Genomic DNA, 24500 nt, shown 5'->3' on the forward strand with positions numbered 1-24500 from the left:
TTTCCTGACGAGTCCACGACTCGTCATATTTATGCAGTAAATGAAGACTCCCTCTAAAAACAAGTCATTTACCACTTGTGAGACCGTCACGAGAGGCCGAAGAAGAAAGCGGCAGGATGAATAGTCGCTTGACGCCAAGGTGCTTGCTCGCAGTAGGTTGTGAGAGTCACACAGAGCCCGGGGAGGTTCACTAATATGTTGTACGATGCATCCCAAGAGAGAGACAACTGTGGTTTCGGATTGATCGCCCATATAGAAGGTGAGCCGAGCCACAAGGTAGTGCGTACCGCGATCCACGCGCTTGCCCGCATGCAACACCGTGGCGCGATCCTTGCTGACGGCAAGACCGGCGACGGCTGTGGTTTATTGCTTCAAAAACCCGATCGTTTCTTCCGTCTGGTTGCGGAAGAGCACGGCTGGCGATTAGCCAAAAATTACTCCGTCGGCATGATGTTTCTCAATCAGGATGAAGATCTGGCCCGCGCCGCGCGTCAGATTGTGGAAGAAGAACTGCAAAACGAAACCCTTTCGGTGCTTGGCTGGCGTGAAGTGCCGACCAACCCTGAAGTGTTGGGTGAAATCGCGCTTTCGTCTCTGCCGCGTATTGAGCAAATTTTTGTCAACGCCCCGGCCGGCTGGCTACAGAGCGATATGGAGCGCCGTTTGTTCATGGCGCGCCGCCGTATCGAAAAACGGATTGAAGACAAAGAGTTCTACGTTTGTAGTTTCTCCAATCTGGTGACGATCTATAAAGGTTTGTGCATGCCTGCGGATCTGCCGCGCTTTTATCTTGATCTGGCCGATCTGCGCCTGGAATCGGCAATTTGTCTGTTCCACCAGCGTTTTTCGACCAACACCGTACCGCGCTGGCCGCTGGCGCAGCCGTTCCGCTATCTCGCGCATAATGGCGAGATCAACACCATTGCCGGTAACCGCCAATGGGCGCGCGCGCGCGCTTATAAATTCAAAACGCCGCTGATCCCTGATTTGCAGGACGCCGCGCCGTTCGTCAACGAAACCGGTTCCGACTCCAGTTCGCTGGACAACATGCTGGAACTGTTCCTCAGCGGCGGCATGGACATCATCCGCGCCATGCGTCTGCTGGTGCCACCCGCCTGGCAGAACAACCCGGATATGGATCCCGAACTGCGTGCCTTCTTCGACTTTAACTCCATGCACATGGAGCCGTGGGACGGCCCGGCCGGGATTGTGATGTCCGACGGACGCTATGCCGCCTGTAACCTGGACCGTAACGGTCTGCGTCCGGCGCGCTACGTCATCACCAAAGACAAGTTGATCACCTGCGCTTCCGAAGTCGGCATCTGGGATTATCAGCCGGATGAAGTGGTTGAGAAAGGCCGCGTCGGGCCGGGTGAATTGATGGTTATCGATACCCGCAACGGGCGTATCCTGCATTCAAACGAAACCGATGACGATCTGAAAAGCCGCCATCCGTACAAAGAATGGATGGAGAAGAACGTTCAGCGGCTGGTGCCATTTGAAGAGTTGCCGGAAGATCAGGTGGGTAACCGAGAATTTGAGGATACGCTGCTGGAAACCTATCAGAAGCAGTTTGGTTACAGTAGCGAAGAGTTGGATCAGATTATCCGCGTGCTGGGCGAAAACGGTCAGGAAGCCACCGGTTCGATGGGCGACGATACGCCATTCGCCGTGCTGTCCAGCCGTCCGCGCATTATTTATGACTACTTCCGCCAGCAGTTTGCGCAGGTCACCAACCCGCCCATCGATCCGCTGCGTGAAGCGCATGTGATGTCGCTGGCGACCTGTATAGGCCGCGAAATGAACGTGTTCTGCGAAGCGGAAGGTCAGGCCCACCGTCTGAGCTTTAAATCGCCGATCCTGCTTTATTCTGATTTCAAACAGCTTCTTTCACAGGATCAGCAGCATTATCGCGCTGATGTGCTGGATCTGACCTTCGAACCGGAAAAGCAGACGCTGCAAGAGACGATTGAGAAACTGTGTGACGATGCCGAGCACAAAGTCCGTGATGGCGCGGTGCTGCTGGTGCTGTCCGATCGCGCTATTTCGGCGCAACGTCTGCCGGTTCCCGCGCCAATGGCGGTGGGGGCGATTCAGCGTCGTCTGGTTGAGAAGAGTCTGCGCTGCGACGCCAATATTATTGTTGAAACGGGAAGCGCCCGCGATCCGCACCACTTTGCCGTGCTATTAGGCTTCGGAGCGACCGCCATTTACCCTTACCTCGCCTACGAAACGCTGGCGCGGATGGTGGACAACCACACCATCGACAAACAGTACCGCGCGGTAATGCTGAACTATCGTAACGGCATCAACAAAGGGCTGTACAAGATCATGTCCAAGATGGGCATATCGACCGTCGCTTCCTATCGCTGCGCCAAACTGTTTGAAGCGGTGGGCTTGCATAAAGACGTTTCCGAGATCTGTTTCCAGGGCGTAGTCAGCCGTATCGGTGGCGCCAACTTCAGTGATTTCGAGCAGGACCTGCTGAATCTCGCCAAACGCGCCTGGCTGAAACGCAAAACGCTGGAGCAAGGCGGACTGTTGAAGTTTGTTCACGGCGGCGAATATCACGCTTACAACCCAGATGTGGTCACCACGTTGCAAACGGCGGTTAAAAGCGGCGAATACAGCGATTACGAGCAATACGCCAGGCTGGTGAACGAGCGTCCGGCCGCCACCTTGCGCGATCTGCTGGCGCTGAAGCCACAGCAAGGCGCCGCCATTTCCCTTGACGAAGTCGAGCCGGCGACAGAAATGTTCAAGCGCTTTGATACCGCGGCGATGTCAATTGGCGCGCTCAGCCCGGAAGCCCATGAATCACTGGCTGAAGCCATGAACAGTCTGGGCGGTTTCTCCAACTCCGGTGAAGGCGGGGAAGATCCGGCGCGTTACGGCACCCAAAAGGTTTCCCGGATCAAACAGGTGGCGTCTGGTCGCTTTGGCGTCACGCCCGCCTATCTGGTTAATGCCGATGTCATTCAGATTAAAGTGGCGCAGGGCGCCAAGCCGGGGGAAGGCGGTCAGTTGCCGGGTGATAAAGTCACGCCGTACATCGCCCGACTGCGTTATTCCGTACCGGGCGTGACGTTGATTTCGCCGCCGCCGCACCATGACATTTACTCTATCGAAGATCTGGCGCAGTTGATTTTCGATCTGAAACAGATCAATCCGAAAGCCATGATCTCGGTGAAACTGGTTTCCGAACCGGGCGTCGGCACCATCGCCACCGGCGTCGCCAAAGCCTATGCCGACCTGATCACCATTGCCGGTTATGACGGCGGCACCGGCGCCAGCCCGCTGACCTCCGTGAAGTATGCGGGTTGCCCGTGGGAACTGGGTCTGGTGGAAACCCAGCAAGCGCTGGTCGCCAATGGCTTGCGTCATAAGATCCGGCTACAGGTGGACGGCGGTCTGAAAACCGGGCTTGATATCGTCAAAGCGGCGATTCTGGGCGCGGAAAGCTTCGGATTCGGTACAGGGCCGATGGTGGCGTTAGGGTGCAAATACCTGCGTATCTGCCACCTGAATAACTGTGCGACCGGCGTTGCCACGCAAGACGAAAAACTGCGCCGCGATCACTATCACGGTCTGCCGGAGCGCGTGACGAATTACTTCCAGTTCATCGCGCATGAAACCCGCATGATGATGGCTGAACTGGGCGTCAGCCGTCTGGTGGATTTGATTGGCCGCACCGATCTGCTGGTCGAGCTGGATGGTTTCACCGCCAAACAAAACAAGCTGGATCTGTCTCCGCTGCTGTACGCCGCGCAACCTCAACCAGGCAAAGCGTTGTACTGCACCGAGAGTAACCCGTCTTTCGATAAGGGACAGTTGAACAAAGCGCTGCTGGAGCAGGCACAGCCGTATGTGGATGCCAAACAGAGTAAATCGCTCTATTTTGATATCCGCAACACGGACCGTTCCGTGGGCGCGACGTTATCTGGTTTTATCGCGGCGCAACACGGCGATCAGGGGTTGTCGAGCGATCCGATCAAGGCCTACTTCTCCGGGACGGCGGGACAAAGCTTCGGCGTCTGGAATGCGGGCGGCGTTGAATTGACGCTGACCGGCGACGCCAATGACTACGTGGGCAAGGGCATGGCCGGCGGCAGCATTTCCGTTCGTCCGCCAGTCGGTTCCGCGTTCCGCAGCCATGAGGCCAGCATCATCGGCAACACCTGTCTGTATGGCGCCACTGGCGGCAAGCTGTTCGCCGCAGGCCGTGCGGGTGAACGTTTCGCGGTGCGTAACTCCGGCGCGATCACCGTCGTCGAAGGCATTGGCGATAACGGTTGTGAATACATGACAGGCGGCATCGTCTGTGTACTGGGTCGTACCGGCGTGAACTTTGGCGCAGGAATGACCGGCGGTTTCGCTTACGTCCTGGATGAAGACGGCGAATTCCGCAAACGCGTCAACCCTGAACTGGTGGAAGTGCTGGATGTCGAGTCACTGGCGATCCATGAAGAGCATTTGCGCGGCCTGATCACCGAGCACGTTCAACATACCGGTTCACAACGTGGAGAAGAGATCCTCGCTAACTGGCCGGCATGGGCACCGAAATTTGCTCTGGTGAAACCGAAGTCAAGTGATGTGAAGGCATTGTTGGGTCACCGTAGTCGTTCCGCAGCCGAGCTGCGGGTTCTGGCGCAGTAAGAGGTCATCATGAGTCAAAATGTTTACCAATTTATCGACTTACAGCGCGTTGATCCGCCCAAAAAGCCGCTGAAAATTCGTAAAATTGAATTTGTTGAGATTTACGAACCGTTCTCAGAGAGTCAGTCCAAAGCACAGGCGGATCGTTGCCTGTCATGCGGCAACCCCTACTGCGAATGGAAATGCCCGGTGCATAATTACATTCCCAACTGGCTGAAGCTGGCGAATGAAGGCCGCATTATTGAAGCGGCTGAACTGTCGCACAAGACCAACAGCCTGCCGGAAGTCTGCGGCCGCGTTTGCCCGCAGGATCGTCTGTGTGAAGGCTCTTGTACGCTGAATGATGAATTCGGCGCCGTGACCATCGGCAACATTGAGCGCTACATCAACGATAAAGCGATCGAGATGGGCTGGAAGCCTGATGTCTCAAACGTACAGCCAACCGGCAAACGCGTCGCGATCATCGGCGCTGGCCCGGCGGGACTTGCCTGTGCCGACGTGCTGGCGCGCAATGGCGTCCAGGCGGTGGTCTTTGATCGTCATCCTGAGATCGGCGGCTTGCTGACCTTCGGTATCCCCGCGTTCAAACTGGAAAAAGAAGTCATGGTCAAACGCCGTGAAATTTTCAGTGAGATGGGCATTGAATTCCGTCTGAACACGGAGGTGGGGAAAGACGTTCAAATGCAGGAACTGCTGAACGATTATGATTCAGTGTTCCTCGGCGTGGGGACGTATCAGTCGATGCGCGGTGGATTGGAGAACGAGGATGTGCCAGGCGTTTATGACGCTCTGCCGTTCCTGATCGCCAACACCAAACAACTGATGGGTTTCGACGCGTCCGCAGAAGAACCTTACATCACCATGAACGGCAAACGTGTGGTGGTGCTCGGCGGCGGCGATACGGCGATGGACTGCGTGCGGACGTCCGTCCGTCAGGGAGCGACCCATGTGACCTGCGCCTATCGCCGTGACGAAGAGAACATGCCGGGCTCCAAACGTGAAGTGAAAAACGCGCGTGAAGAAGGCGTCGAGTTCAAATTCAACCTGCAACCGCTAAGCGTAGAAATCAACGACGCCGGCAAGGTCTGTGGCGTCAGAATGGCGCGTACCGAGTTGGGCGCGCCGGATGCCAACGGTCGCCGTCGTCCTGAAATCGTTGCCGGTTCCGAGCATGTACTGGAAGCAGACGCGGTTGTGATGGCGTTTGGCTTCCGTCCGCACCAGATGGTCTGGCTGGCTGAACATGGCGTCGAGCTGGATAGCCAGGGCCGTATCATTGCGCCGGAAAAAAGCGATAACGCTTTCCAAACCAGTAATCCGAAAATTTTTGCTGGCGGCGACGCCGTGCGCGGCTCGGATCTGGTGGTTACCGCTATTGCCGAAGGTCGTAAAGCCGCCGAAGGCATTTTGGACTTCCTGGAAGTCTGATCCCCCCTTGTCTGGACCGGTCTGTCCGGTCCAGACTGTACATTTTCGCCTGCAATCCCTCCCCTTCTGTCTGGCACAATTTCTCTCAGCGTCTACTATTATTAGGTGCTTGCACGTTGAAATTAACGGAAATATCACATTAGGAGATAATATGGCTGTTAACGTGGCGCTGGTTACTGGCGCAGGTCAGGGGATTGGCCGCGCGATTGCGCTCAGACTGGCAAAAGACGGTTTTGCCGTCTCTATCGTGGACTATAATCTGGAAACCGCCCGTAACGTGGCAGAGGAAATCAAGCAATCTGGCGGGCAGTCTATCGCTTTACAAGCGGATGTATCGGACCGCGACGCCGTTTTTGCTGCGGTCGCGAAAACCAAAGAACACTTCGGTGACTTCAATGTCATCGTCAATAACGCGGGGATTGCGCCTTCCACCCTCATAGAAGACATTACGCCGGAAATCGTCGATCGCGTTTATAACATCAACGTAAAAGGGGTTATCTGGGGGATTCAAGCCGCCCTTGATGCGTTTAAATCCCTGAATCACGGCGGAAAGATCATCAACGCCTGTTCACAGGCCGGTCATGTGGGCAATCCTGAACTCGCGGTCTATAGCTCCAGCAAATTTGCCGTGCGCGGCCTGACGCAAAGCGCCGCACGTGATCTGGCGCCGCTGGGCATCACCGTCAATAGCTACTGTCCGGGCATTGTTAAGACCCCAATGTGGGAGGAAGTGGATCGGAAAATCTCCGCATCAGCCGGTAAACCGCAAGGCTATGCCACCGAAGAGTTCGCCAAACGCATTACGTTGGGCCGTCTTTCCGAACCGGAAGACGTTGCCGCCTGCGTGTCTTATCTGGCAAGTCCCGATTCCAACTACATGACGGGACAATCTTTACTGATCGACGGCGGTATGGTGTTCAACTAATCGTTTAACAAGACAATGCCTCGCTCGCAACCGGGCGCCAACAGCCCGGTTGTTCCACTCCCTTTATTCATTGCTGCCATTCATTGTATTGTGCATTTTCTCTATGACCGTAAGTCACTCTGCTCCTTTAATGAATTCATTACATCCTGCTCGGTTAACAACGGCGTAGACTGCGCAAAAGAGTAATAAGCAGGCTTATTATCGATATATATTTGCGCCACCAATGAATTATCCGTTTTATCGTCAAACAATGCGGCGGACGGCAGGTTTCATGCGGCAGTTTCCCGACCGGCGCTATCGGCGCAGCGGAAAACAACGTAGGGGGGAGCAATTAGCCAAGTCAGGCCAACGGGAGGCTTTTTGTACCCAGCTTACCGTCAGGGCACAATCGCTGTGCCCTGAAAAAGCAGATTATTTGACGACCCGCAGCGAAGGTCTGACACCTTTGGGCGGCTGTGGCGGCTCGTCATCAGGATTATCGTTTTCCTCCGCTGCATCCGGGTGATTGTCGACAATCGACATGACCGTGTTGGATGTGGCGCTTTCATCCTGAAAATCTTCGAATTCGCCCGCCAAATCATAAGCTGGTTCCGGCTCAAACATGGTGCCAGCGCCGTTTTCACGGGCATAAATCGCCAGTACCGCCGCCATGGGAACATAGACCTGGCGTGGAACGCCGCCGAAACGCGCGTTGAAACGCACGCTGTCATCAGCTAGCTCCAGGCCGCCAACGGCGCGCGGCGCAATATTCAACACAATCTGCCCATCGCGGGCAAACTCCATCGGCACCATCACGCCAGGCTGAGTGACATCAACCACCAGATGAGGCGTCAACTGGTTATCCAGCAACCAGTCATAAAAAGCCCGTAACAAATACGGACGACGCGGAGACAGTTGAGACAACGCCATTCTTTTAACCTCGCGTTTGCAGACGCATTTCACGCTCTGCTTCCGTCAGGGAAGCCAGGAACGCATCACGCTCAAATACGCGTGTCATGTAGCCCTTCAATTCTTTCGCGCCGGATCCGCTCAGTTCGATCCCTAATTGCGGCAAACGCCACAGCAGCGGCGCCAGATAGCAGTCAACCAGGCTGAATTCTTCGCTCATAAAGTACGGCGCTTCATTGAATACCGGGGCCACCGCCAGCAACTCTTCACGCAGTTGCTTGCGGGCGGCGTCGGCTTCCTGCGCGCTGCTCTGAGTGATTTTTTTCAGCAACGAATACCAGTCGTTCTCAATGCGGTGCATCATCAAACGGCTGTTGCCACGAGCAACCGGGTAGACGGGCATCAGCGGCGGGTGCGGGAAACGTTCATCCAGATACTCCATGATAATACCTGATTCATAGAGCGTTAACTCCCGATCAACCAGCGTCGGAACTGAACCATATGGGTTGAGATCAATAAGATCCTGCGGCAGATTATCCATGTCCACCTGCTCAATCTCGACACTCACACCTTTTTCCGCCAGTACGATACGGACCTGATGGCTAAAAATGTCGGACGAACCAGAAAACAGCGTCATTACCGAACGTTTGTTGGCAGCGACAGCCATGAAAACCTCCAAGTTTATCGAGAAAATACGGCGAAGAACCGAACTGCTATGATCCTGCAAACCCATGCACTAAGACGCTTGTCATTCAGCGGCGAAAAACCACCTGACAAAATCAGTCGTTTTCAGAAAGAAACCTGATGGGTAAACAGGCATAAAATTGGCGAATAGTTTATCAGATTTTGTACGTTCTGTGGGGACATCGCATAGTTTCATCATTAACAATCTGATAATAAAGATTATTTTTTTCTAAGAAATTACCACACGACGATCCAAAGGATGGCAGACAGAACGCCCGCCACAAAAAACCCGGTGACCAGCACCGGGTTTTTTCGCCTTGATTTCGCTGCAATACAGCAGGAAATTAACGCTTGGAGAACTGAGGACGACGACGTGCTTTACGCAGACCGACTTTCTTACGTTCAACCTGACGAGCATCACGGGTAACGAAACCAGCTTTACGCAGTTCGCTACGCAGAGACTCATCATACTCCATCAGCGCGCGGGTGATACCGTGACGGATCGCACCAGCCTGACCAGAGATACCACCACCTTTAACGGTGATGTACAGATCGAATTTACCAACCATGTCGACCAGTTCCAGCGGCTGACGAACGACCATGCGGGCAGTTTCGCGACCAAAGTACTGTTCCAGACTACGCTGGTTGATAACGATATTGCCGCTGCCCGGTTTAATGAACACGCGAGCGGCGGAACTTTTGCGGCGACCAGTGCCGTAGTATTGATTTTCAGCCATTGCCTATAATCCCGATTAAATGTCCAGAACTTGCGGTTGCTGTGCCGCGTGATTGTGCTCGGTGCCCGCGTAAACTTTCAGTTTACGGAACATGGCACGACCCAGCGGGCCCTTCGGCAGCATGCCTTTAACCGCGATTTCAATCACACGCTCAGGACGGCGGGCAATCATCTCTTCAAAGGTCGCTTGTTTGATACCACCGATGTGGCCGGTGTGATGGTAATAAATCTTGTCGGAACGCTTGTTGCCGGTAACAGCAACTTTGTCTGCGTTCAGAACGATGATGTAATCACCGGTATCAACGTGCGGGGTGTATTCCGCTTTATGCTTGCCGCGCAGATGACGAGCCAGTTCAGTAGCAAGACGGCCTAAAGTTTTACCGTCCGCATCAACAACGTACCAGTCGCGTTTTACGGTTTCTGGTTTAGCTGTAAAAGTTTTCATTAAAAGCTTACCCAATAATTAGTTACACGCAGGTGTTCACCCAACGCTCGAAAACTGTTGAGGCTCACACGACAATCAAGTCCAGCAAACCTACCCCTTCGAATAGCCATTGCCGGCACGATAAAGTTTTTGGGAAAAAAACTTTGTTGTAACGTGGGGTCGCAGGATTATAGATGAGTCGCCACCAAAGATCGACCTTTTTTCACGCTTACCCCAAGAAAAACCGTGGTCTCTCACGCCAGATGCGGTTGGCGCAGATAGGCTTCGCTTTGCATTTCCTGCAAGCGGGATAAACAGCGTTGATATTCAAACTTCAGGCGCTCGCCCTGATAAATGTCAAACATGGACGCCTGCGCGGAAATGATGAGCTTTATCCGCCGTTCGTAAAACTCATCGATCAGCGCCAGAAAACGACGGGCGCTATTTTCGTCCGTCTCCCCCATCACAGTCACGTTATGCAGCAAGACCGTATGGTAAAGACGTGAGAGCGCGATATAGTCGTTCTGACTGCGCGCTTGCGTACACAGCGTGACGAAATCGATCGCCAGTACGCCCTCGCTCGCCCCCAGCGTCGGCAGAGGATGATGGTTGATGTCAAACGTCGGCCCCGGCGTCACCCACGGTTTTCCCGACAGGCGGGTAAACATCTGGCGCATGGTGTCTTCGGTCTGCGCGTCAAGCGGCGTGAGGTAAAGATGGGCCTGCGTTAACGTCCGCAGCCGGTAATCAATTCCCGCATCGACATTGCGCACTTCGCAGTGCTGTTTAATCAACTCAATCGCGGGGAGAAAACGGGCGCGCTGCAACCCATTACGGTATAACTCGTCTGGCGGAATATTCGAGGTCGTCACCAGCGTAATGTCCCGGTCAAATAACGCGCGCAATAACTCGGCCAATAGCATGGCGTCGGTAATGTCAGAAACAAAAAATTCGTCAAAACACAGGACATCCGTTTCAGCTTTAAACCCATCGGCCACTTTTTCCAACGGATTTTCATGCCCCTGCAACTGATTTAGTTCCTGATGAACCCGCAACATAAAACGATGAAAATGCACTCGGAGCTTACGCGTTCCAGGCAGGCTATGAAAAAACAGATCCATCAACCAGGTTTTCCCCCGCCCCACGCCGCCCCACATATACAAGCCCTGCACCGGCGCCGAGACACGTTTGTCGTTCAACCCCAGCCAGGAACGCCATTTCGTCAAACGCCCGGATGTTTCCCCCGTCGCCTGCGCCGCTCGCTCGCACAGTGCCTGATGGATCGTTTCCAGATGCATGACGGTTTGGCGCTGTACATCATCGGGTTGATATTCCCCGGCGGAAAGCGCCTGTTGGTAAAGCGCCGATGGTGTCGTTTGCTGCATAATGTTCGCAATCCCTGAGAAAAAAGTTAATGGTGATTTGTCGCGCGTTGCCGTCGATTTGAGCCGTAATCGTCGCCGATAACCGCCTTGATGCCGCAGATGCATCAACATAACCCTAAGTCATCACGCTTCAGGATTCCACTCAGACAAGGTTAGCGGTTATAGTGACTATTATTAAGTGAAAACCCTACGTGGACAACGAAGTCAAAATAGGAGTCATTATGACCTGGGAGTATGCGCTGATTGGTTTAGTCGCCGGTATCATTATTGGTGCCGTCGCCATGCGTTTTGGCAACCGTAAACTGCGGCAACAACAGGTACTGCAAAACGAGCTTGAGAAAAGCAAGACCGAACTAGAAGAATATCGCCAGGAGTTGGTCGGACACTTTGCCCGTAGCGCCGAATTACTGGATAACATGGCGCACGATTACCGTCAGCTTTATCAGCATATGGCGAAAAGCTCCAACAACCTGCTGCCTGATGTGCCAGGCCAGGATAACCCATTCAAGTATCGCCTGACGGAAGCCGAGGCCGATAACGATCAGGCGCCGGTCGATATGCCGCCGCGCGACTATTCGGACGGCGCGTCTGGATTACTGCGCGGCGAACGTCCGCCCCGCAAGTAAACACCACAATTTAATGATTGCGGCGTGAGGTTTTATCGAATCTCACATCCTTCTCTTTCGCATTGCGTGGTAATTCCGTGCTGTAGGCTATCGTTACCCTCCACTGATTAGTTACCGTCTACTGACAGTTACAATCTACTGACGAAACATCAGTGAACTTTACACACCAATCGTCAGTCTGACTCTTCACCGTGTGTTTAAGTTTATATATCATCATTTTATTCATCCGCTGGTCGTGAGAGAGTCAATTAACAATGAAGAAAAAATCTTTATTATTTAGTGCACTGGCAATGAGCATAAGTTTAACCCTGTCCACACTCCCGGTGGCGAACGCCGCATTGCCGACTGTGATGCAAGGACAACAGATGCCAAGTCTGGCGCCGATGCTTGAAAAAGTCCTGCCGGCGGTCGTCAGCGTGCATGTGGAAGGCACACAGGTACAACGCCAGCGCGTACCGGAAGAGTTTAAATTCTTCTTCGGCCCGAATTTCCCCACCGACAAGCAAAACTCACGTCCCTTTGAAGGTCTGGGCTCCGGCGTGATTATCGATGCCGCCAAAAGCTATGTCCTGACCAACAATCACGTTATCAATAACGCCGATAAAATTCGCGTGCAATTGAACGATGGGCGCGAGTATGAAGCCAAACTGATAGGACGCGACGAACAATCGGACATAGCGCTGCTTCAGTTGGTGAACGCCAAAAATCTGGTTGCGGTTAAAATGGCGGATTCCGACCAGCTACGCGTGGGTGATTTCGCCGTCGCCGTCGGTAACCCGTTCGGCCTGGGGCAGACCGCCACTTCCGGCATTATTTCCGCCTTGGGCCGCAGCGGGTTGAATCTGGAAGGGTTGGAAAACTTTATTCAGACCGACGCCTCCATCAACCGCGGCAACTCCGGCGGCGCGTTAGTCAATCTCAACGGCGAACTTATCGGCATCAACACCGCCATTCTCGCCCCCGGCGGCGGAAATATCGGTATCGGCTTCGCCATCCCCAGCAACATGGCGCAAAACCTGGCTCAGCAACTGGTCGAGTTCGGCGAGGTCAAACGCGGCGTGCTGGGTATCAAAGGCAGCGAGATGACCTCCGAAATGGCGAAAGCCTTTAAGGTGGATGCGCAACGCGGAGCGTTCGTCAGCGAAGTCCTGCCAAAATCCGCGGCGGCCAAAGCCGGCGTCAAAGCCGGGGATGTGCTTGTCACCCTGGATGGAAAGCCTATCAGCAGCTTCGCCGAACTGCGCGCCAAAATAGGGACAACCGCGCCGGGTAAAACCGTGAAAATCGGTTTGCTGCGTGACGGTAAACGCCAGGAAGTCTCAGTCGTGCTGGATAACAGCGCTACGTCGACCACCAGCGCGGAAACCCTTTATCCGGCCCTGCAAGGCGCTTCCCTGACCAATGGTCAGTTGAAAGACGGCAGCAAAGGCATACAGATCGATAATGTCGCCAAAGATTCTCCGGCCGCGCAAATTGGTTTGCAGAAAGGCGACGTCATCATCGGCGTTAACCGCGAGCGAGTGGAAAACATTACTCAGCTTCGTAAACTGTTGGAAGCGAAACCGTCCGTGCTGGCGCTGAACATCGTCCGTGGCGACGAAACGATTTATCTGCTGCTGCGTTAATCAACGCCGGGAAGATTTCTGCGTACCATTTTGCTACGCAACGGGCGTCAGGCCGGTCTGAAAAATCGGACACAGCACGCTGCTGTGTCCGATTGTCTCGTGTTATTCTCGGCTCATATTCCTCTTGCACAGTAAAACACGCTTATGCTGGTTAAGTTATTACGTTCTACCCTGATTGGCGTGATCGCCGCAGGCATCCTGCTTGCGGCGGTTCCCTCGCTGCGTCCTGCGTCATGGCAAACAACCGACGAAAACCCAACGTCCGATACCCCGGTCAGCTATTACGAAGGGGTGCGCCGTGCAGCGCCAGCCGTGGTAAACGTCTATGATAAAGTGCCTAATTCTGATCAGAACGCCGAACTCAATATCCGCACGCTCGGCTCCGGCGTCATCATGAGCGACAAAGGTTATATTTTAACCAATAAGCATGTCATCAATAACACGCAGCAGATTCTGGTTGCGCTTCAGGACGGCAGACTTTACGAGGCAATGGTCGTCGGCTCTGACAGCCTGACCGATCTGGCCGTTCTGCAAATCAACGGCGTCAATTTGCCCGTCATCCCGATTAATACTGGCCGCATCGCGCATGTGGGTGATGTCGTGATGGCTATCGGCAACCCTTACAATCTGGGACAAACCATTACCCAGGGAATTATCAGCGCCACAGGGCGCGTCGGGCTAAGCGCGATCGGACAGGATAACCGGCAAAATGGTCGACAAAACCTTTTGCAGACCGATGCATCCATTAACCACGGTAACTCCGGCGGCGCGCTGGTGAATACGCTGGGAGAACTGGTGGGCATCAATACGCTGTCGTTTGATAAGAGCGCCGACGGCGAAACGCCAGAGGGGATCGGCTTCGCCATTCCTGTCGCGCTGGCAACCAAGGTGATGGGAAAACTTATCCGCGATGGCCGCGTCATTCGCGGTTATATCGGCATCAACGGGATACAGATAGAAGATATCGAAAGCATCGAAAACGGCAGCCGACAAGGGCGTCCCAACGGTATTCTGGTCAATACGGTTGATCCGGGCGGCCCGGCGGATAAAGCCGGTATCCGGGTGAGGGATATCTTGGTCAGCGTGAATAACAAACCGACACGTTCAGTCATTGATACTATGGATCAGATTGCAGAAATCCGGCCAGGAACGGTGGTTCCCGTGGTGATCAAGCGCGACAATAGAGAAATCATGTTAAACATGACGGTTCAGGAGTTCCCGGCCAACTGAAACCAGCCAGTGTCGCAATGTCGCTTGCAGCGGCCCGCGAGGTGGCGAGATGATAGCCCGCCATAAAAAAACCGGGCTGGAAATCCGCCCGGTTGATAACTGAAGCGCCGCAATGATCCTCAGACTTAATCGTGCTCTTTTACACGCTCAATGTTGGCGCCTAACGCACGTAATTTATCTTCAATGCGCTCGTAACCACGATCGATATGATAAATACGGTCAACGGTGGTGACGCCTTCAGCGATACAACCCGCCAGCACCAGACTCGCGGAAGCCCGTAGATCGGTGGCCATCACTTGTGCGCCGGACAGTTTTTCCACACCGTGGCAAATCACCGTATTACTTTCAATTTCCGCCTGCGCCCCCATGCGAATCAGTTCAGGCACGTGCATGAAGCGGTTCTCGAAAATCGTTTCAGTAATGACGCCCGTCCCCTCAGCCACCAGATTCAGCAGGCTGAACTGCGCTTGCATATCCGTAGGGAACCCTGGATGCGGAGCGGTGCGCACGGTGATCGCTTTCGGGCGTTTGCCGTGCATATCCAGGCTGATCCAGTCCTCGCCGGTTTCAATATCAGCCCCTGCCTCACGCAGTTTAGCCAACACCGCGTCCAGTGTGTCCGGGCGAGTCTGACGGCAAACCACTTTTCCACCGGAAACGGCGGCGGCCACCAGAAAAGTCCCGGTTTCAATACGATCAGGCAGAACGCGATAAACCCCGCCGCCCAAGCGCGCCACACCTTCGATGACCACTTTGTCGCTGCCCGCGCCGCTGATTTTGGCGCCCAGCGTGTTCAGAAAGTTTGCCGTATCGACAATTTCCGGTTCACGCGCGGCGTTCTCAATAATGGTGGTGCCTTCCGCCAGCGTCGCCGCGCTCATAATGGTTACAGTGGCGCCCACGCTAACCTTATCCATCACGATATGAGCGCCTTGCAGACGACCATTGACGGCGGCTTTCACATAGCCTTCTTCCAGCGTGATTTCCGCGCCCAATTGCTCAAGGCCGTTGATGTGCAAATCCACCGGGCGCGCGCCAATCGCGCAGCCACCGGGCAAAGAAACCTGACCTTGCCCAAAGCGCGCCACCAGTGGCCCCAGCGCCCAGATAGAGGCGCGCATGGTTTTCACCAGATCATAAGGCGCACAGAAAACATTCACTTCGCTGGCGTCCACATGTACTGAACCATTACGTTCAACGCGCGCGCCCAGTTGAGTTAGCAACTTCATTGTTGTATCAATGTCCCGCAACTTCGGCACATTCTGGATTTCAACCGGCTCTTCTGCGAGCAAGGCAGCAAACAGAATCGGCAGTGCGGCATTTTTGGCGCCGGAAATGGTGACTTCACCAGTTAACCGGGTTGGGCCCTGCACACGAAATTTATCCATAGTCGCTATTTCTCAATGTTTCAATTCAATATTGCGTCACATCGCCGCAGGCTTAAAAACTATTTATTCTTTTAGAAACCATTGGGCTTCCTAAAACCGTTAAGTTTCTTAAAACCCATTCAGCTTGCGATCGCGCCGCCACTCTTCAGGCGTATAGGCCTTGATAGACAACGCATGAATACGGTTATCCGCGATATATTCCATCAGCGGGGCATACACGGCCTGCTGTTTTTTCACCTGACTGATGCCGGCAAAAAGCTCACCTACCGCGATAACCTGAAAGTGGCTGCCATCACCAGAAACGTGGGCTTCATCCAGTGCCAATGCGTTCATCAGCACATCTTTAATTTCATTATTTTCCATCGCTCTCGATTTCTATGTCAGGGGGGATGATAAACAGGGTGGTATCTTAGATGAATATGGCGCTATCTTAAACAAAGAAATCCCCGAAAAAAATCGCCGGGCGCGATTTTTAACGTCACTGGTGGCAGGCCTCCTGCCCGCCACCAACAAGGGGTTGCGCTAACAATTGATTAAAGCAAGTCAAGCCGCTTATGACACCGGAATGATTTCATTGAGGTTATACAATGCAATCAGGGTTTTTAGCCGTTCACCGCCGCCAATGATTTGCAGACGGCGATCTTGTGAAGACGACTGGTAGTAAAAATGCAGCAACAACGCCAGTCCAGCCGAGTCAACACGGCCCAACCCATAAACATCCAACGTCGTTTTACCTGACAGCAACGTCTTGCGCTGTGTCCAGAGCGGTAATAACGTTTCGCGATCCAAATCGCCGGTTAATACCAGCATCGATTCCTGTGACTGCCAATTCAGTGCATTCGCCATTTTTCCGCCCGGATTAATTGTTTTGCTTGTCCAGCGTAATCGGCTGTTTCGCTGCGGCGTCCAGTTGTTGGGTCAAGCCATCAACGCCTTTTTGACGCAACGTCGCCGCCCATTCATTCTGCTTGGTGGTAATCATGCTGACGCCTTCGGCAATCATGTCATAAGCCTGCCAGTTGCCGTTCTGACTATTTTTACGCCACTGGAAATCCAGCCGTACCGGTGGTCGGCCACCGTTATCAATGATTGAAACGCGAATGGAAATAATATCCGCGCTCCCCAACGGCTGTTCGGGCGCAATCTGGTAAGTCTGACCGTGGTAAAGCGCCAGCGCTTGCCCGTATGCCTGCTCCAGATAGGCTTCAAACGCCTTGAAGTAAGCTGTTCGTTGCTCAGGCGTCGAGTCTTTGTAGTAGCGCCCCAGCACCAAGGCCCCGGCATACCGGATCTGGACATAGGGCAGCAACTCTTCGCGCACAATGGTGCGCAGGTAATTCGGGTCTTGCTTGATACGCGGTTGTTCTATTTTCAAGCGATTAAAAGTCTTGTCCGCCGCCTCATTCATCAAACGGTAAGGATTGGTTTGATCAGCTGCGTTGGTCAATGGCGCCACCACCAGTAACGCCACCATCAGTAAACGTTTAAACATGCAGATATCCTCTTATGGATGTGGAATCACGGCTGGCTCTGAGATTCGGGCGTCGTTGCCGCGTCGGTTGCGGGTCCTGAACCGGTCTGACCGGCATTATCCTCGCTGTTGCCGCCGCTCTTATATAGGAATTGACCGATGAGATCTTCCAATACCATGGCAGACTTGGTGTCCTGAACCACACCGCCGTCTTTCAGTATCGAGGTGCCCATCTCTTCATCTTCAAAACCGATATTTAATGCCAGATACTGCTCGCCCAGCAAACCAGAAGTGCGGATCGCCAGAGAACTGGTATCGGGAATATGGTTGTAACGTTGCTGGATATCCATTGCTACACGGGGAAGGTAGGTTTTCTCATCAAGCGAAATATCCGCTACCCGTCCAATCACCACCCCGCCGATTCGCACCGGCGAGCGCGCTTTCAGCCCACCGATGTTGTCGAACGTCGCGTACAAGCGGTAGGTGGGTTCACTACCGATGGATTTTAGATCAGCGACCTTCAGGCACAAAAAGAGGATGGCGCCCAGCGCAATCAACATGAATATCCCCACCCAAACTTCATTTTTCTTTGTTTGCATTGAATCAGTTCCCAAACATCAGTGCTGTCAGCACAAAATCCAATCCCAATACCGCAAGAGACGAATGCACCACGGTACGGGTCGTCGCCCGACTGATCCCCTCTGAAGTAGGAATCGCATCATAGCCGTTAAACAGCGCAATCCAGGTCACGGTTATCGCGAAGACGATACTTTTAATCACGCAGTTCACAAGATCCTGCCGCCATTCCACCGCGCCCTGCATGGCTGACCAGAAGAATCCGCTGTCGATGCCTTTCCAGTCGACGCCAACCAGCGCCCCGCCCCAAATGCCAACCGCGACAAAAATCACCGCCAGCAATGGCATACTGATTAACCCGGCCCAGAAACGCGGCGCCACCACGCGACGCAACGGATCAACCGCCATCATCTCCATGCTGGACAGTTGCTCGGTGGTCTTCATCAGACCGATTTCCGCCGTCAGCGCCGAACCTGCGCGTCCGGCAAACAGCAACGCGGTGACCACGGGGCCAAGCTCGCGCAGCAACGAAAGCGCCACCATCATGCCCAAACTGGCTTCCGCGCTGTAAGTGGTCAGCACCAGATAACCTTGCAAACCAAGCACCATACCGATAAACAGGCCGGAAACCATGATGATCAATAGTGACTGAACCCCGACGCTATACAGTTGTTTGATCAACAGCGGCCACTGTTTCCTGAACTCCGGTTTGCCCACCAGCGCATTAAACAACATCAGTCCGGCGCGACCAAAGGCGGCACAGGTAGCAATTCCCTGACGTCCCAACGACGCCAACGCCTGTAATAACATGAGTTCGTTAACCCCCTGAACCTAACAGCGCAGTTTTATAATCATCCGCCGGGAAACGGAAAGGGACGGGCCCATCGGCGATGCCATCAAGAAACTGGCGCACGCGGGGATCATCATTCATGTTCAACTGTTCCGGCGTCCCTTCCGCCACCACCTGGCGATCGGCGACGATATAGGCGTAATCGGCAATACTCATGACCTCCGGCACATCATGGGACACCACAATGCAGGTAACGCCCAGCGCATGGTTCAGTTCATCAATCAACTTAACCAGCGTTCCCAGGGTTATCGGGTCCTGACCGACAAAAGGCTCATCGAACATAATCAACTGCGGATCGAGCGCAATCGCCCGCGCCAGCGCCGCGCGCCGCGCCATGCCGCCGGAAAGCTCCGCCGGCATCAGATCTGCGGCCCCGCGCAACCCGACCGCTTCCAGCTTCATCATCACCGTGCTGCGCAATAATGGTTCCGGCAACCGGCTATGCTCGCGCAACGGCCAGGCGACATTATCAAACACGTTCAGATCGGTAAATAACGCGCCAGACTGAAATAACATGCTCATTTTTTTGCGGGCGTTGTACAGTTCCGTGCGTGAAAGCGACGGGATGTTGTCGCCATCGAACCAGATCTCCCCGCTGTCCGGCTGGAGTTGTCCGCCAATCAAACGAAGCAGTGTGGTTTTACCAATACCGGAAGGCCCCATGATCGCGGTGACTTTCCCTCTGGGAACACGCAACGTGATATCGGTGAAAATCTGCCGATCTCCGCGCCGAAAGCTCAGGCCGAGGATCTCAACCAGATTGGTATCCTGGTGATTCATTATTTCATATTCCTTACCGATCAGTATGTTACTTATGATCGTCAGCGTGAAACGAATAACGGTAATACGCTTCCATCTTTAAATCCTAATGGCTGATGTGCCGCAAAGCCCGAGTTTTACAAAAACTTACTGTAAGTTCTTGTCCGAGAGGGCGGAACCAAATCGCCATAAGTTTTACTTTTTCGCCCTAGCCAGTCAGAATTAGCGCTCATGATGGAAAACATTTTTTTGTTCAAAATTCGTCCATAAATACCGGTTTATAAACCCGTCAACCAGTGATTATACCTTAATAAAGGACGCGGCATGCTTTTTGCGACAGTACTCTTGATCGTTGGTTTGGTGTTGCTGGTATACGGCGCCGATCGTCTGGTGTATGGCGCCGCGATCCTGGCCCGCGCCGTGGGTCTGCCGCCTTTCATTATCGGCCTTACCATCGTCGGTATCGGTACGTCGCTGCCCGAACTGATCGTTTCCATCACCGCGGCGTTGAACGATCAGATCGATATGGCGGTGGGCAATGTGTTGGGTTCGAATATCGCCAATATTCTGTTAATTCTCGGCAGCGCCACCCTGATCCGCCCGTTGACCGTTCATTCAGAACTGTTGCGTCGGGAGTTTCCGCTTATGCTGCTGGTCACCGTTTTATGCGGTTTTTTACTTCATGATAACGATCTGAGCCGTACAGACGGCGTGCTCCTGCTGAGCGCCGCCGGAATATTCTTGTTTCTGATGATCCGCATGACGCGTCTGGCGCAGCAAGAAGGCGTAGACAGCCTGACGCGGGAGCAGTTGGCGGAACTGCCGCAGGCGGACAGCAACCAGACGGTGGCTATTTTATGGCTGATTCTCGGTCTGATTATTTTACCCATGGCCGCCCGTATGGTGATCGACAATGCCACCGTGCTGGCGCGCTATTTTCATATCAGCGAACTGACTATCGGTCTGACCGTGCTGGCTATCGGCACCAGCCTGCCGGAACTGGCCACCGCCGTTGTTGGTACGCTGAAAAAGGAAGATGATATTGCGCTGGGCAATCTCATCGGTTCGAACATCTTTAATATTGCCATCGTATTGGGCGTACCGGCGTTGCTTTCGCCAGGCGCGCTCAATCCTCTGGCTTTCGGGCGCGATTATTGGGTCATGCTGGGGGCCAGCGCGTTACTGGCCGCGCTGTGCCTCAGCAGAAAGCGCCATATCGGGCAGGGCGCCGGCGCCCTGCTGCTTTGCGCGTTTGTCGTTTATCTCTTGGTGTTGTTCTTTGTTTGATTCGCCAATGGTTTGATTCGCCAGAACATCAGAGCATTAACCAAAAACATCACAACAGGCAGGATTATTCAGGTATGTCACATTTTGAACTACAACCCGGATTTGATTTTCAGCAGGCAGGCAAACAGGTTCTGGAAATTGAGCGCGGAGGCCTGGCGCAACTGGATCAATATATTGATGATAATTTCACCCAGGCTTGTGAGAAAATCTTTTACTGTCAGGGAAAAGTGGTGGTGATGGGGATGGGAAAATCCGGTCATATCGGCTGCAAAATGGCCGCCACTTTCGCCAGCACCGGCACCCCGGCTTTTTTTGTCCACCCCGGCGAAGCCAGCCACGGCGATCTGGGCATGGTCACGCCGCATGACATCGTGATCGCCATTTCCAACTCTGGCGAATCCCACGAAATTCTGTCGTTGATCCCGGTGTTGAAACGCCAGCAGATTTTCCTGATTTGCATGACCGGCAAGCCAGAAAGCACCATGGGAAAAGCGGCGGATATCCATCTGTGCGTCCATGTTCCCCAAGAAGCATGCCCGCTTGGTCTGGCGCCGACCAGCAGCACCACCGCAACGCTGGTGATGGGGGATGCGATGGCCGTTGCGTTGTTGCAGGCGCGCGGTTTTACCGCCGAGGATTTTGCCCTCTCCCACCCCGGCGGCGCACTTGGCCGCAAGCTTCTGTTGCGCGTCAGCGATATCATGCATTCTGGCGGCGAGATACCGCATGTTCCTCATGACGCGACCTTGCGCGATGCTTTGCTGGAAATTACGCGCAAAAATCTGGGGATGACGGTAATCTGCGATGAGGATCTGAAAATCCTCGGCATCTTCACCGATGGCGACCTGCGCCGCATTTTCGACATGAAGATTGACTTGAACAGCGCACGCATTGTTGATGTGATGACCGCCGGCGGTATTCGGGTCACACCGCAAACGCTGGCCGTGGATGCGCTGAACCTGATGCAGTCGCGCAATATTACTTCCTTGCTGGTGGCGGAAAACGATCATCTGGTGGGGATCGTTCACATGCACGATATGCTGCGCGCCGGTGTGGTGTGATACGCCCGCGCAGGTATGCCATCATGGTGCGGACACCGCACCAACACGGTAGCGCTAAAGCCAAAGAATCAAGGATAAACGCCAATGAGTGAAACCAGGGCGCAAGCCGATACCTGTTATGGACCTGTCGATCGGCAGGTACTGGATAAAGCCCGTGAAATTCGACTGTTAATCTGTGATGTTGACGGCGTGATGTCGGACGGTCTGATTTATATGGGCAACCACGGTGAAGAACTAAAGGCGTTTAACGTGCGCGATGGTTATGGCATCCGCTGTCTGCTGACCTCCGGCATTGAAGTCGCCATTATTACCGGACGATCAGCCGACCTGCTGGCGGATCGCTGTAAAACGCTGGGTATCACCCATCTTTATCAGGGGCAATCCGATAAGGTTTTGGCCTTCCACGATCTGTTGGATAAACTAGCGTTAACCGCCAGTCAGGTCGCCTATATCGGCGACGACCTCATCGACTGGCCGGTGATGGCTCAGGTCGGTCTGAGCGCTGCCGTGGCGGACGCGCACCCATTGCTGTTGCCGCGTGCTGATTATGTTACCCGTATCGCCGGTGGACGTGGGGCGGTGCGCGAACTGTGTGATTTGATCCTGTTGTCACAGGATAAGCTGGAGTATGCCAAAGGGCTGTCGATATGAGTAAAACCAAGCGTTGGCTGACCGCTTTGCTGGCACTGCTAGCCGTTATCCTGATCGGCTGGACTATCGCAGATGACGAATCGGCGGCGCCCGCCCACACCGACGGCCCCGCTGTACCGGTGTATACCAGTGAGAAAACCACCACACAGGTATACAGCCCGGCGGGGAAACTGAGCTACCGTCTGATCGCGGACAAAGCGGAATATTTCAATGACGAACAACTAAGCTGGTTTACGACGCCTGTCGCAACGCTGTTTGACGAACAGGGTACGGCAACCTGGTCGGTAAGCGCGGACCGCGCCAAGCTGACGCAAGACAAAATGCTCTATCTGTATGGTCATGTCGAGGTTAACAGCCTGACAAATGACTCGCGGCTGGAGAGAATCAAAACCGACAATGCCCAGGTGAATCTGGTCACTCAGGACGTCGCTTCCGATGATGAAGTCACCCTGTACGGCGCCGGTTTTACTTCCAACGGGATGAAAATGCGTGGGAATCTGCGTAACAAGACAGCCGAGTTGATCGAAAAGGTAAAAACCTCTTATGAAATCCAAAACCAATAATCTGATGCGTAACACCCTGATCGCCGGCGCGCTGTTCGCTGTCAGCGTTCCCGCGCTGGCCCTCACCGGCGACAGCAATCAGCCCATTCATATTGATTCCGAGCAGCAATCGCTGGACATGCAAAGCAATACGGTCACATTCACCGGTAATGTGGTCGTGAAGCAGGGGACGATTGAAGTCAAAGCCGATAAAGTCGTCGTTACCCAACCACAGGGCGAGCGGGGTCGTGAAGTTGTCGAGGGCTACGGCAATCCCGTCACCTTCTACCAGATGCAGGACAACGGCAAACCCGTAAAAGGTCATGCCCGGAAGGTCCGTTATGAACTGGCCAATGACTTTCTGGTGCTGACCGGCGACGCCTATCTGGAACAGGTGGACAGCAATGTGAAAGGCGACCGTATCACTTATCTGGTGAAACAGCAGCAGATGGAAGCCTTCAGCGACAAGGGTAAACGTGTCACCACGGTATTGGTTCCTTCCCAACTTCAGGAGAATGAGGGCCAGAGCGCATCCTCCCTGTATCAAAAACCGCAACCACGAGTCACTGAATAACTTATGGCAGCATTAATCGCAGAAAATCTGGCTAAGGCGTATAAAGGTCGCAGAGTGGTGGAGAACGTCAGTCTCACCGTCAACTCCGGCGAGATCGTCGGTCTGTTGGGGCCGAATGGCGCCGGGAAAACCACCACTTTTTATATGGTGGTCGGTATCGTCCCGCGCGATGAAGGACGGATTGTGATTGATGGCGACGATATCAGTCTGCTTCCCTTGCATGATCGCGCTCTGCGCGGGATCGGCTATTTACCGCAGGAAGCGTCGATTTTTCGCCGGTTAAGCGTCTATGACAACCTGATGGCCGTGTTGCAGATCCGTAAGGATCTCACCTCAGAGCAACAGGAAGACCGGGCGAATGAGCTAATGGAAGAATTCCATATTATTCATTTACGCGATAGTCTGGGACAATCGCTCTCCGGTGGTGAACGACGCCGGGTGGAGATTGCCCGCGCACTGGCGGCAAATCCTAAATTTATCCTGCTGGATGAACCCTTTGCCGGTGTTGACCCCATTTCGGTGATTGATATAAAAAAAATAATTGAACATCTGCGTGACAGCGGACTCGGCGTGTTGATTACCGATCATAACGTCCGTGAAACGTTGGATGTTTGTGAGCGCGCCTATATCGTGAGTCAGGGACGCCTGATCGCCCACGGTTCACCATCGGAAATCCTGGCCGATGAGCAGGTAAAACGCGTCTATCTGGGCGAAGGCTTCCGACTATGACAGGG

At 53.9% G+C, this 24500-nt stretch carries 24 protein-coding genes; 12 read left to right on the forward strand and 12 right to left on the reverse strand.

What is annotated here, in order from left to right:
• Nucleotides 1–195: 195 nt before the first annotated feature.
• From gltB to DES54_RS04205, 3 genes are all read left to right on the forward strand, one after another.
• Nucleotides 196–4656: a glutamate synthase large subunit gene (gene gltB / locus DES54_RS04195; RefSeq protein WP_113865353.1), complete on the forward strand. Its 4461-nt coding sequence runs from the start codon at nt 196–198 to the stop codon at nt 4654–4656.
• 9 nt (nt 4657–4665) lie between these two features.
• Nucleotides 4666–6084: a glutamate synthase small subunit gene (locus DES54_RS04200; protein WP_113865354.1), complete on the forward strand. Its 1419-nt coding sequence runs from the start codon at nt 4666–4668 to the stop codon at nt 6082–6084.
• Between the two features lie 151 nt (nt 6085–6235).
• The gene (locus DES54_RS04205) at nt 6236–7009 is read left to right on the forward strand and encodes a (S)-acetoin forming diacetyl reductase (RefSeq protein WP_113865355.1); all 774 of its coding nucleotides are present in this window, start codon (nt 6236–6238) and stop codon (nt 7007–7009) included.
• 411 nt (nt 7010–7420) lie between these two features.
• Here the strand turns inward: DES54_RS04205 and sspB are convergent, their stop codons facing one another.
• The 5 genes from sspB to zapE form a co-directional block, all read right to left on the reverse strand.
• Nucleotides 7421–7918: a ClpXP protease specificity-enhancing factor gene (gene sspB, locus DES54_RS04210; RefSeq protein WP_113865356.1), complete on the reverse strand. Its 498-nt coding sequence runs from the start codon at nt 7916–7918 to the stop codon at nt 7421–7423.
• Between the two features lie 4 nt (nt 7919–7922).
• Nucleotides 7923–8564, reverse strand: a complete 642-nt coding sequence (gene sspA / locus DES54_RS04215; RefSeq protein WP_113865408.1) for a stringent starvation protein SspA — start codon at nt 8562–8564, stop codon at nt 7923–7925.
• A gap of 361 nt (nt 8565–8925) precedes the next feature.
• On the reverse strand, nt 8926–9318 hold the full coding sequence (gene rpsI, locus DES54_RS04220; protein ID WP_109053781.1) for a 30S ribosomal protein S9: 393 nt from the start codon (nt 9316–9318) through the stop codon (nt 8926–8928).
• 15 nt (nt 9319–9333) lie between these two features.
• Nucleotides 9334–9762 (reverse strand): 50S ribosomal protein L13, encoded by a 429-nt coding sequence (gene rplM / locus DES54_RS04225; RefSeq protein ID WP_113865357.1) that lies wholly within the window; start codon nt 9760–9762, stop codon nt 9334–9336.
• A gap of 233 nt (nt 9763–9995) precedes the next feature.
• Nucleotides 9996–11126 (reverse strand): cell division protein ZapE, encoded by a 1131-nt coding sequence (gene zapE / locus DES54_RS04230; RefSeq protein WP_113865409.1) that lies wholly within the window; start codon nt 11124–11126, stop codon nt 9996–9998.
• Nucleotides 11127–11347: 221 nt separating this feature from the next.
• Here zapE and zapG point away from each other — a divergent pair, with 221 nt between their 5' ends.
• The 3 genes from zapG (at nt 11348) to degS (ending at nt 14607) form a co-directional block, all read left to right on the forward strand.
• On the forward strand, nt 11348–11752 hold the full coding sequence (gene zapG, locus DES54_RS04235) for a Z-ring associated protein ZapG (protein WP_113865358.1): 405 nt from the start codon (nt 11348–11350) through the stop codon (nt 11750–11752).
• A 254-nt stretch (nt 11753–12006) separates the two neighbouring features.
• Nucleotides 12007–13377, forward strand: a complete 1371-nt coding sequence (degQ, locus tag DES54_RS04240; protein WP_113865359.1) for a serine endoprotease DegQ — start codon at nt 12007–12009, stop codon at nt 13375–13377.
• Nucleotides 13378–13521: 144 nt separating this feature from the next.
• The gene (degS, locus tag DES54_RS04245; RefSeq protein WP_113865360.1) at nt 13522–14607 is read left to right on the forward strand and encodes an outer membrane-stress sensor serine endopeptidase DegS; all 1086 of its coding nucleotides are present in this window, start codon (nt 13522–13524) and stop codon (nt 14605–14607) included.
• A gap of 125 nt (nt 14608–14732) precedes the next feature.
• Here the strand turns inward: degS and murA are convergent, their stop codons facing one another.
• The 7 genes from murA to mlaF form a co-directional block, all read right to left on the reverse strand.
• Nucleotides 14733–15995 (reverse strand): UDP-N-acetylglucosamine 1-carboxyvinyltransferase, encoded by a 1263-nt coding sequence (gene murA / locus DES54_RS04250; protein ID WP_113865361.1) that lies wholly within the window; start codon nt 15993–15995, stop codon nt 14733–14735.
• Nucleotides 15996–16103: 108 nt separating this feature from the next.
• Nucleotides 16104–16358 (reverse strand): BolA family iron metabolism protein IbaG, encoded by a 255-nt coding sequence (gene ibaG, locus DES54_RS04255; RefSeq protein ID WP_113865362.1) that lies wholly within the window; start codon nt 16356–16358, stop codon nt 16104–16106.
• Nucleotides 16359–16547: 189 nt separating this feature from the next.
• Nucleotides 16548–16841, reverse strand: coding sequence for a lipid asymmetry maintenance protein MlaB (gene mlaB / locus DES54_RS04260; protein WP_113865363.1), 294 nt, complete (start codon nt 16839–16841; stop codon nt 16548–16550).
• A 13-nt stretch (nt 16842–16854) separates the two neighbouring features.
• Nucleotides 16855–17487, reverse strand: a complete 633-nt coding sequence (mlaC, locus tag DES54_RS04265; RefSeq protein ID WP_113865364.1) for a phospholipid-binding protein MlaC — start codon at nt 17485–17487, stop codon at nt 16855–16857.
• A 26-nt stretch (nt 17488–17513) separates the two neighbouring features.
• The gene (gene mlaD / locus DES54_RS04270; RefSeq protein WP_113865365.1) at nt 17514–18065 is read right to left on the reverse strand and encodes an outer membrane lipid asymmetry maintenance protein MlaD; all 552 of its coding nucleotides are present in this window, start codon (nt 18063–18065) and stop codon (nt 17514–17516) included.
• Nucleotides 18066–18069: 4 nt separating this feature from the next.
• Nucleotides 18070–18852 carry a lipid asymmetry maintenance ABC transporter permease subunit MlaE gene (gene mlaE, locus DES54_RS04275; protein WP_113865366.1) on the reverse strand — a complete coding sequence of 261 codons (783 nt, stop codon included), beginning with the start codon at nt 18850–18852 and terminating at the stop codon, nt 18070–18072.
• Between the two features lie 7 nt (nt 18853–18859).
• The gene (gene mlaF, locus DES54_RS04280; protein WP_113865367.1) at nt 18860–19672 is read right to left on the reverse strand and encodes a phospholipid ABC transporter ATP-binding protein MlaF; all 813 of its coding nucleotides are present in this window, start codon (nt 19670–19672) and stop codon (nt 18860–18862) included.
• 303 nt (nt 19673–19975) lie between these two features.
• Between mlaF and DES54_RS04285 the strand changes: the two genes are divergently transcribed.
• From DES54_RS04285 to lptB, 6 genes are all read left to right on the forward strand, one after another.
• The gene (locus tag DES54_RS04285; RefSeq protein ID WP_113865368.1) at nt 19976–20938 is read left to right on the forward strand and encodes a calcium/sodium antiporter; all 963 of its coding nucleotides are present in this window, start codon (nt 19976–19978) and stop codon (nt 20936–20938) included.
• Between the two features lie 74 nt (nt 20939–21012).
• Nucleotides 21013–21999 (forward strand): arabinose-5-phosphate isomerase KdsD, encoded by a 987-nt coding sequence (gene kdsD, locus DES54_RS04290; protein WP_113865369.1) that lies wholly within the window; start codon nt 21013–21015, stop codon nt 21997–21999.
• An 84-nt stretch (nt 22000–22083) separates the two neighbouring features.
• Nucleotides 22084–22650, forward strand: coding sequence for a 3-deoxy-manno-octulosonate-8-phosphatase KdsC (gene kdsC / locus DES54_RS04295; RefSeq protein WP_113865370.1), 567 nt, complete (start codon nt 22084–22086; stop codon nt 22648–22650).
• Nucleotides 22647–23213: an LPS export ABC transporter periplasmic protein LptC gene (gene lptC, locus DES54_RS04300; protein WP_113865371.1), complete on the forward strand. Its 567-nt coding sequence runs from the start codon at nt 22647–22649 to the stop codon at nt 23211–23213. Before kdsC ends, lptC begins: the two co-directional genes overlap by 4 nt.
• A complete protein-coding gene (lptA, locus tag DES54_RS04305; protein WP_113865372.1) occupies nt 23194–23766 on the forward strand; it encodes a lipopolysaccharide ABC transporter substrate-binding protein LptA in 573 nt (190 codons plus the stop codon). The genes lptC and lptA overlap by 20 nt, the downstream gene beginning before the upstream one ends.
• A 3-nt stretch (nt 23767–23769) precedes the next feature.
• Complete coding sequence (gene lptB, locus DES54_RS04310) at nt 23770–24495, forward strand: LPS export ABC transporter ATP-binding protein (protein ID WP_113865373.1); 726 nt, start codon at nt 23770–23772, stop codon at nt 24493–24495.
• The last annotated feature ends 5 nt before the right edge of the window (nt 24496–24500 follow it).

Origin of the sequence: Brenneria salicis ATCC 15712 = DSM 30166 (genome assembly GCF_003315515.1) — a bacterium.
In the GTDB taxonomy this organism is placed as follows: Bacteria; Pseudomonadota; Gammaproteobacteria; order Enterobacterales; family Enterobacteriaceae; genus Brenneria; species Brenneria salicis.

Coding starts and splice junctions, on each gene's coding strand:
- gltB (WP_113865353.1), top strand. CDS start 196: ATGTTGTACGATGCATCCCAAGAGAGAGACAACTGTGGTTTCGGATTG.
- DES54_RS04200 (WP_113865354.1), top strand. CDS start 4,666: ATGAGTCAAAATGTTTACCAATTTATCGACTTACAGCGCGTTGATCCG.
- DES54_RS04205 (WP_113865355.1), top strand. CDS start 6,236: ATGGCTGTTAACGTGGCGCTGGTTACTGGCGCAGGTCAGGGGATTGGC.
- sspB (WP_113865356.1), bottom strand. CDS start 7,918: ATGGCGTTGTCTCAACTGTCTCCGCGTCGTCCGTATTTGTTACGGGCT.
- sspA (WP_113865408.1), bottom strand. CDS start 8,564: ATGGCTGTCGCTGCCAACAAACGTTCGGTAATGACGCTGTTTTCTGGT.
- rpsI (WP_109053781.1), bottom strand. CDS start 9,318: ATGGCTGAAAATCAATACTACGGCACTGGTCGCCGCAAAAGTTCCGCC.
- rplM (WP_113865357.1), bottom strand. CDS start 9,762: ATGAAAACTTTTACAGCTAAACCAGAAACCGTAAAACGCGACTGGTAC.
- zapE (WP_113865409.1), bottom strand. CDS start 11,126: ATGCAGCAAACGACACCATCGGCGCTTTACCAACAGGCGCTTTCCGCC.
- zapG (WP_113865358.1), top strand. CDS start 11,348: ATGACCTGGGAGTATGCGCTGATTGGTTTAGTCGCCGGTATCATTATT.
- degQ (WP_113865359.1), top strand. CDS start 12,007: ATGAAGAAAAAATCTTTATTATTTAGTGCACTGGCAATGAGCATAAGT.
- degS (WP_113865360.1), top strand. CDS start 13,522: ATGCTGGTTAAGTTATTACGTTCTACCCTGATTGGCGTGATCGCCGCA.
- murA (WP_113865361.1), bottom strand. CDS start 15,995: ATGGATAAATTTCGTGTGCAGGGCCCAACCCGGTTAACTGGTGAAGTC.
- ibaG (WP_113865362.1), bottom strand. CDS start 16,358: ATGGAAAATAATGAAATTAAAGATGTGCTGATGAACGCATTGGCACTG.
- mlaB (WP_113865363.1), bottom strand. CDS start 16,841: ATGGCGAATGCACTGAATTGGCAGTCACAGGAATCGATGCTGGTATTA.
- mlaC (WP_113865364.1), bottom strand. CDS start 17,487: ATGTTTAAACGTTTACTGATGGTGGCGTTACTGGTGGTGGCGCCATTG.
- mlaD (WP_113865365.1), bottom strand. CDS start 18,065: ATGCAAACAAAGAAAAATGAAGTTTGGGTGGGGATATTCATGTTGATT.
- mlaE (WP_113865366.1), bottom strand. CDS start 18,852: ATGTTATTACAGGCGTTGGCGTCGTTGGGACGTCAGGGAATTGCTACC.
- mlaF (WP_113865367.1), bottom strand. CDS start 19,672: ATGAATCACCAGGATACCAATCTGGTTGAGATCCTCGGCCTGAGCTTT.
- DES54_RS04285 (WP_113865368.1), top strand. CDS start 19,976: ATGCTTTTTGCGACAGTACTCTTGATCGTTGGTTTGGTGTTGCTGGTA.
- kdsD (WP_113865369.1), top strand. CDS start 21,013: ATGTCACATTTTGAACTACAACCCGGATTTGATTTTCAGCAGGCAGGC.
- kdsC (WP_113865370.1), top strand. CDS start 22,084: ATGAGTGAAACCAGGGCGCAAGCCGATACCTGTTATGGACCTGTCGAT.
- lptC (WP_113865371.1), top strand. CDS start 22,647: ATGAGTAAAACCAAGCGTTGGCTGACCGCTTTGCTGGCACTGCTAGCC.
- lptA (WP_113865372.1), top strand. CDS start 23,194: ATGAAATCCAAAACCAATAATCTGATGCGTAACACCCTGATCGCCGGC.
- lptB (WP_113865373.1), top strand. CDS start 23,770: ATGGCAGCATTAATCGCAGAAAATCTGGCTAAGGCGTATAAAGGTCGC.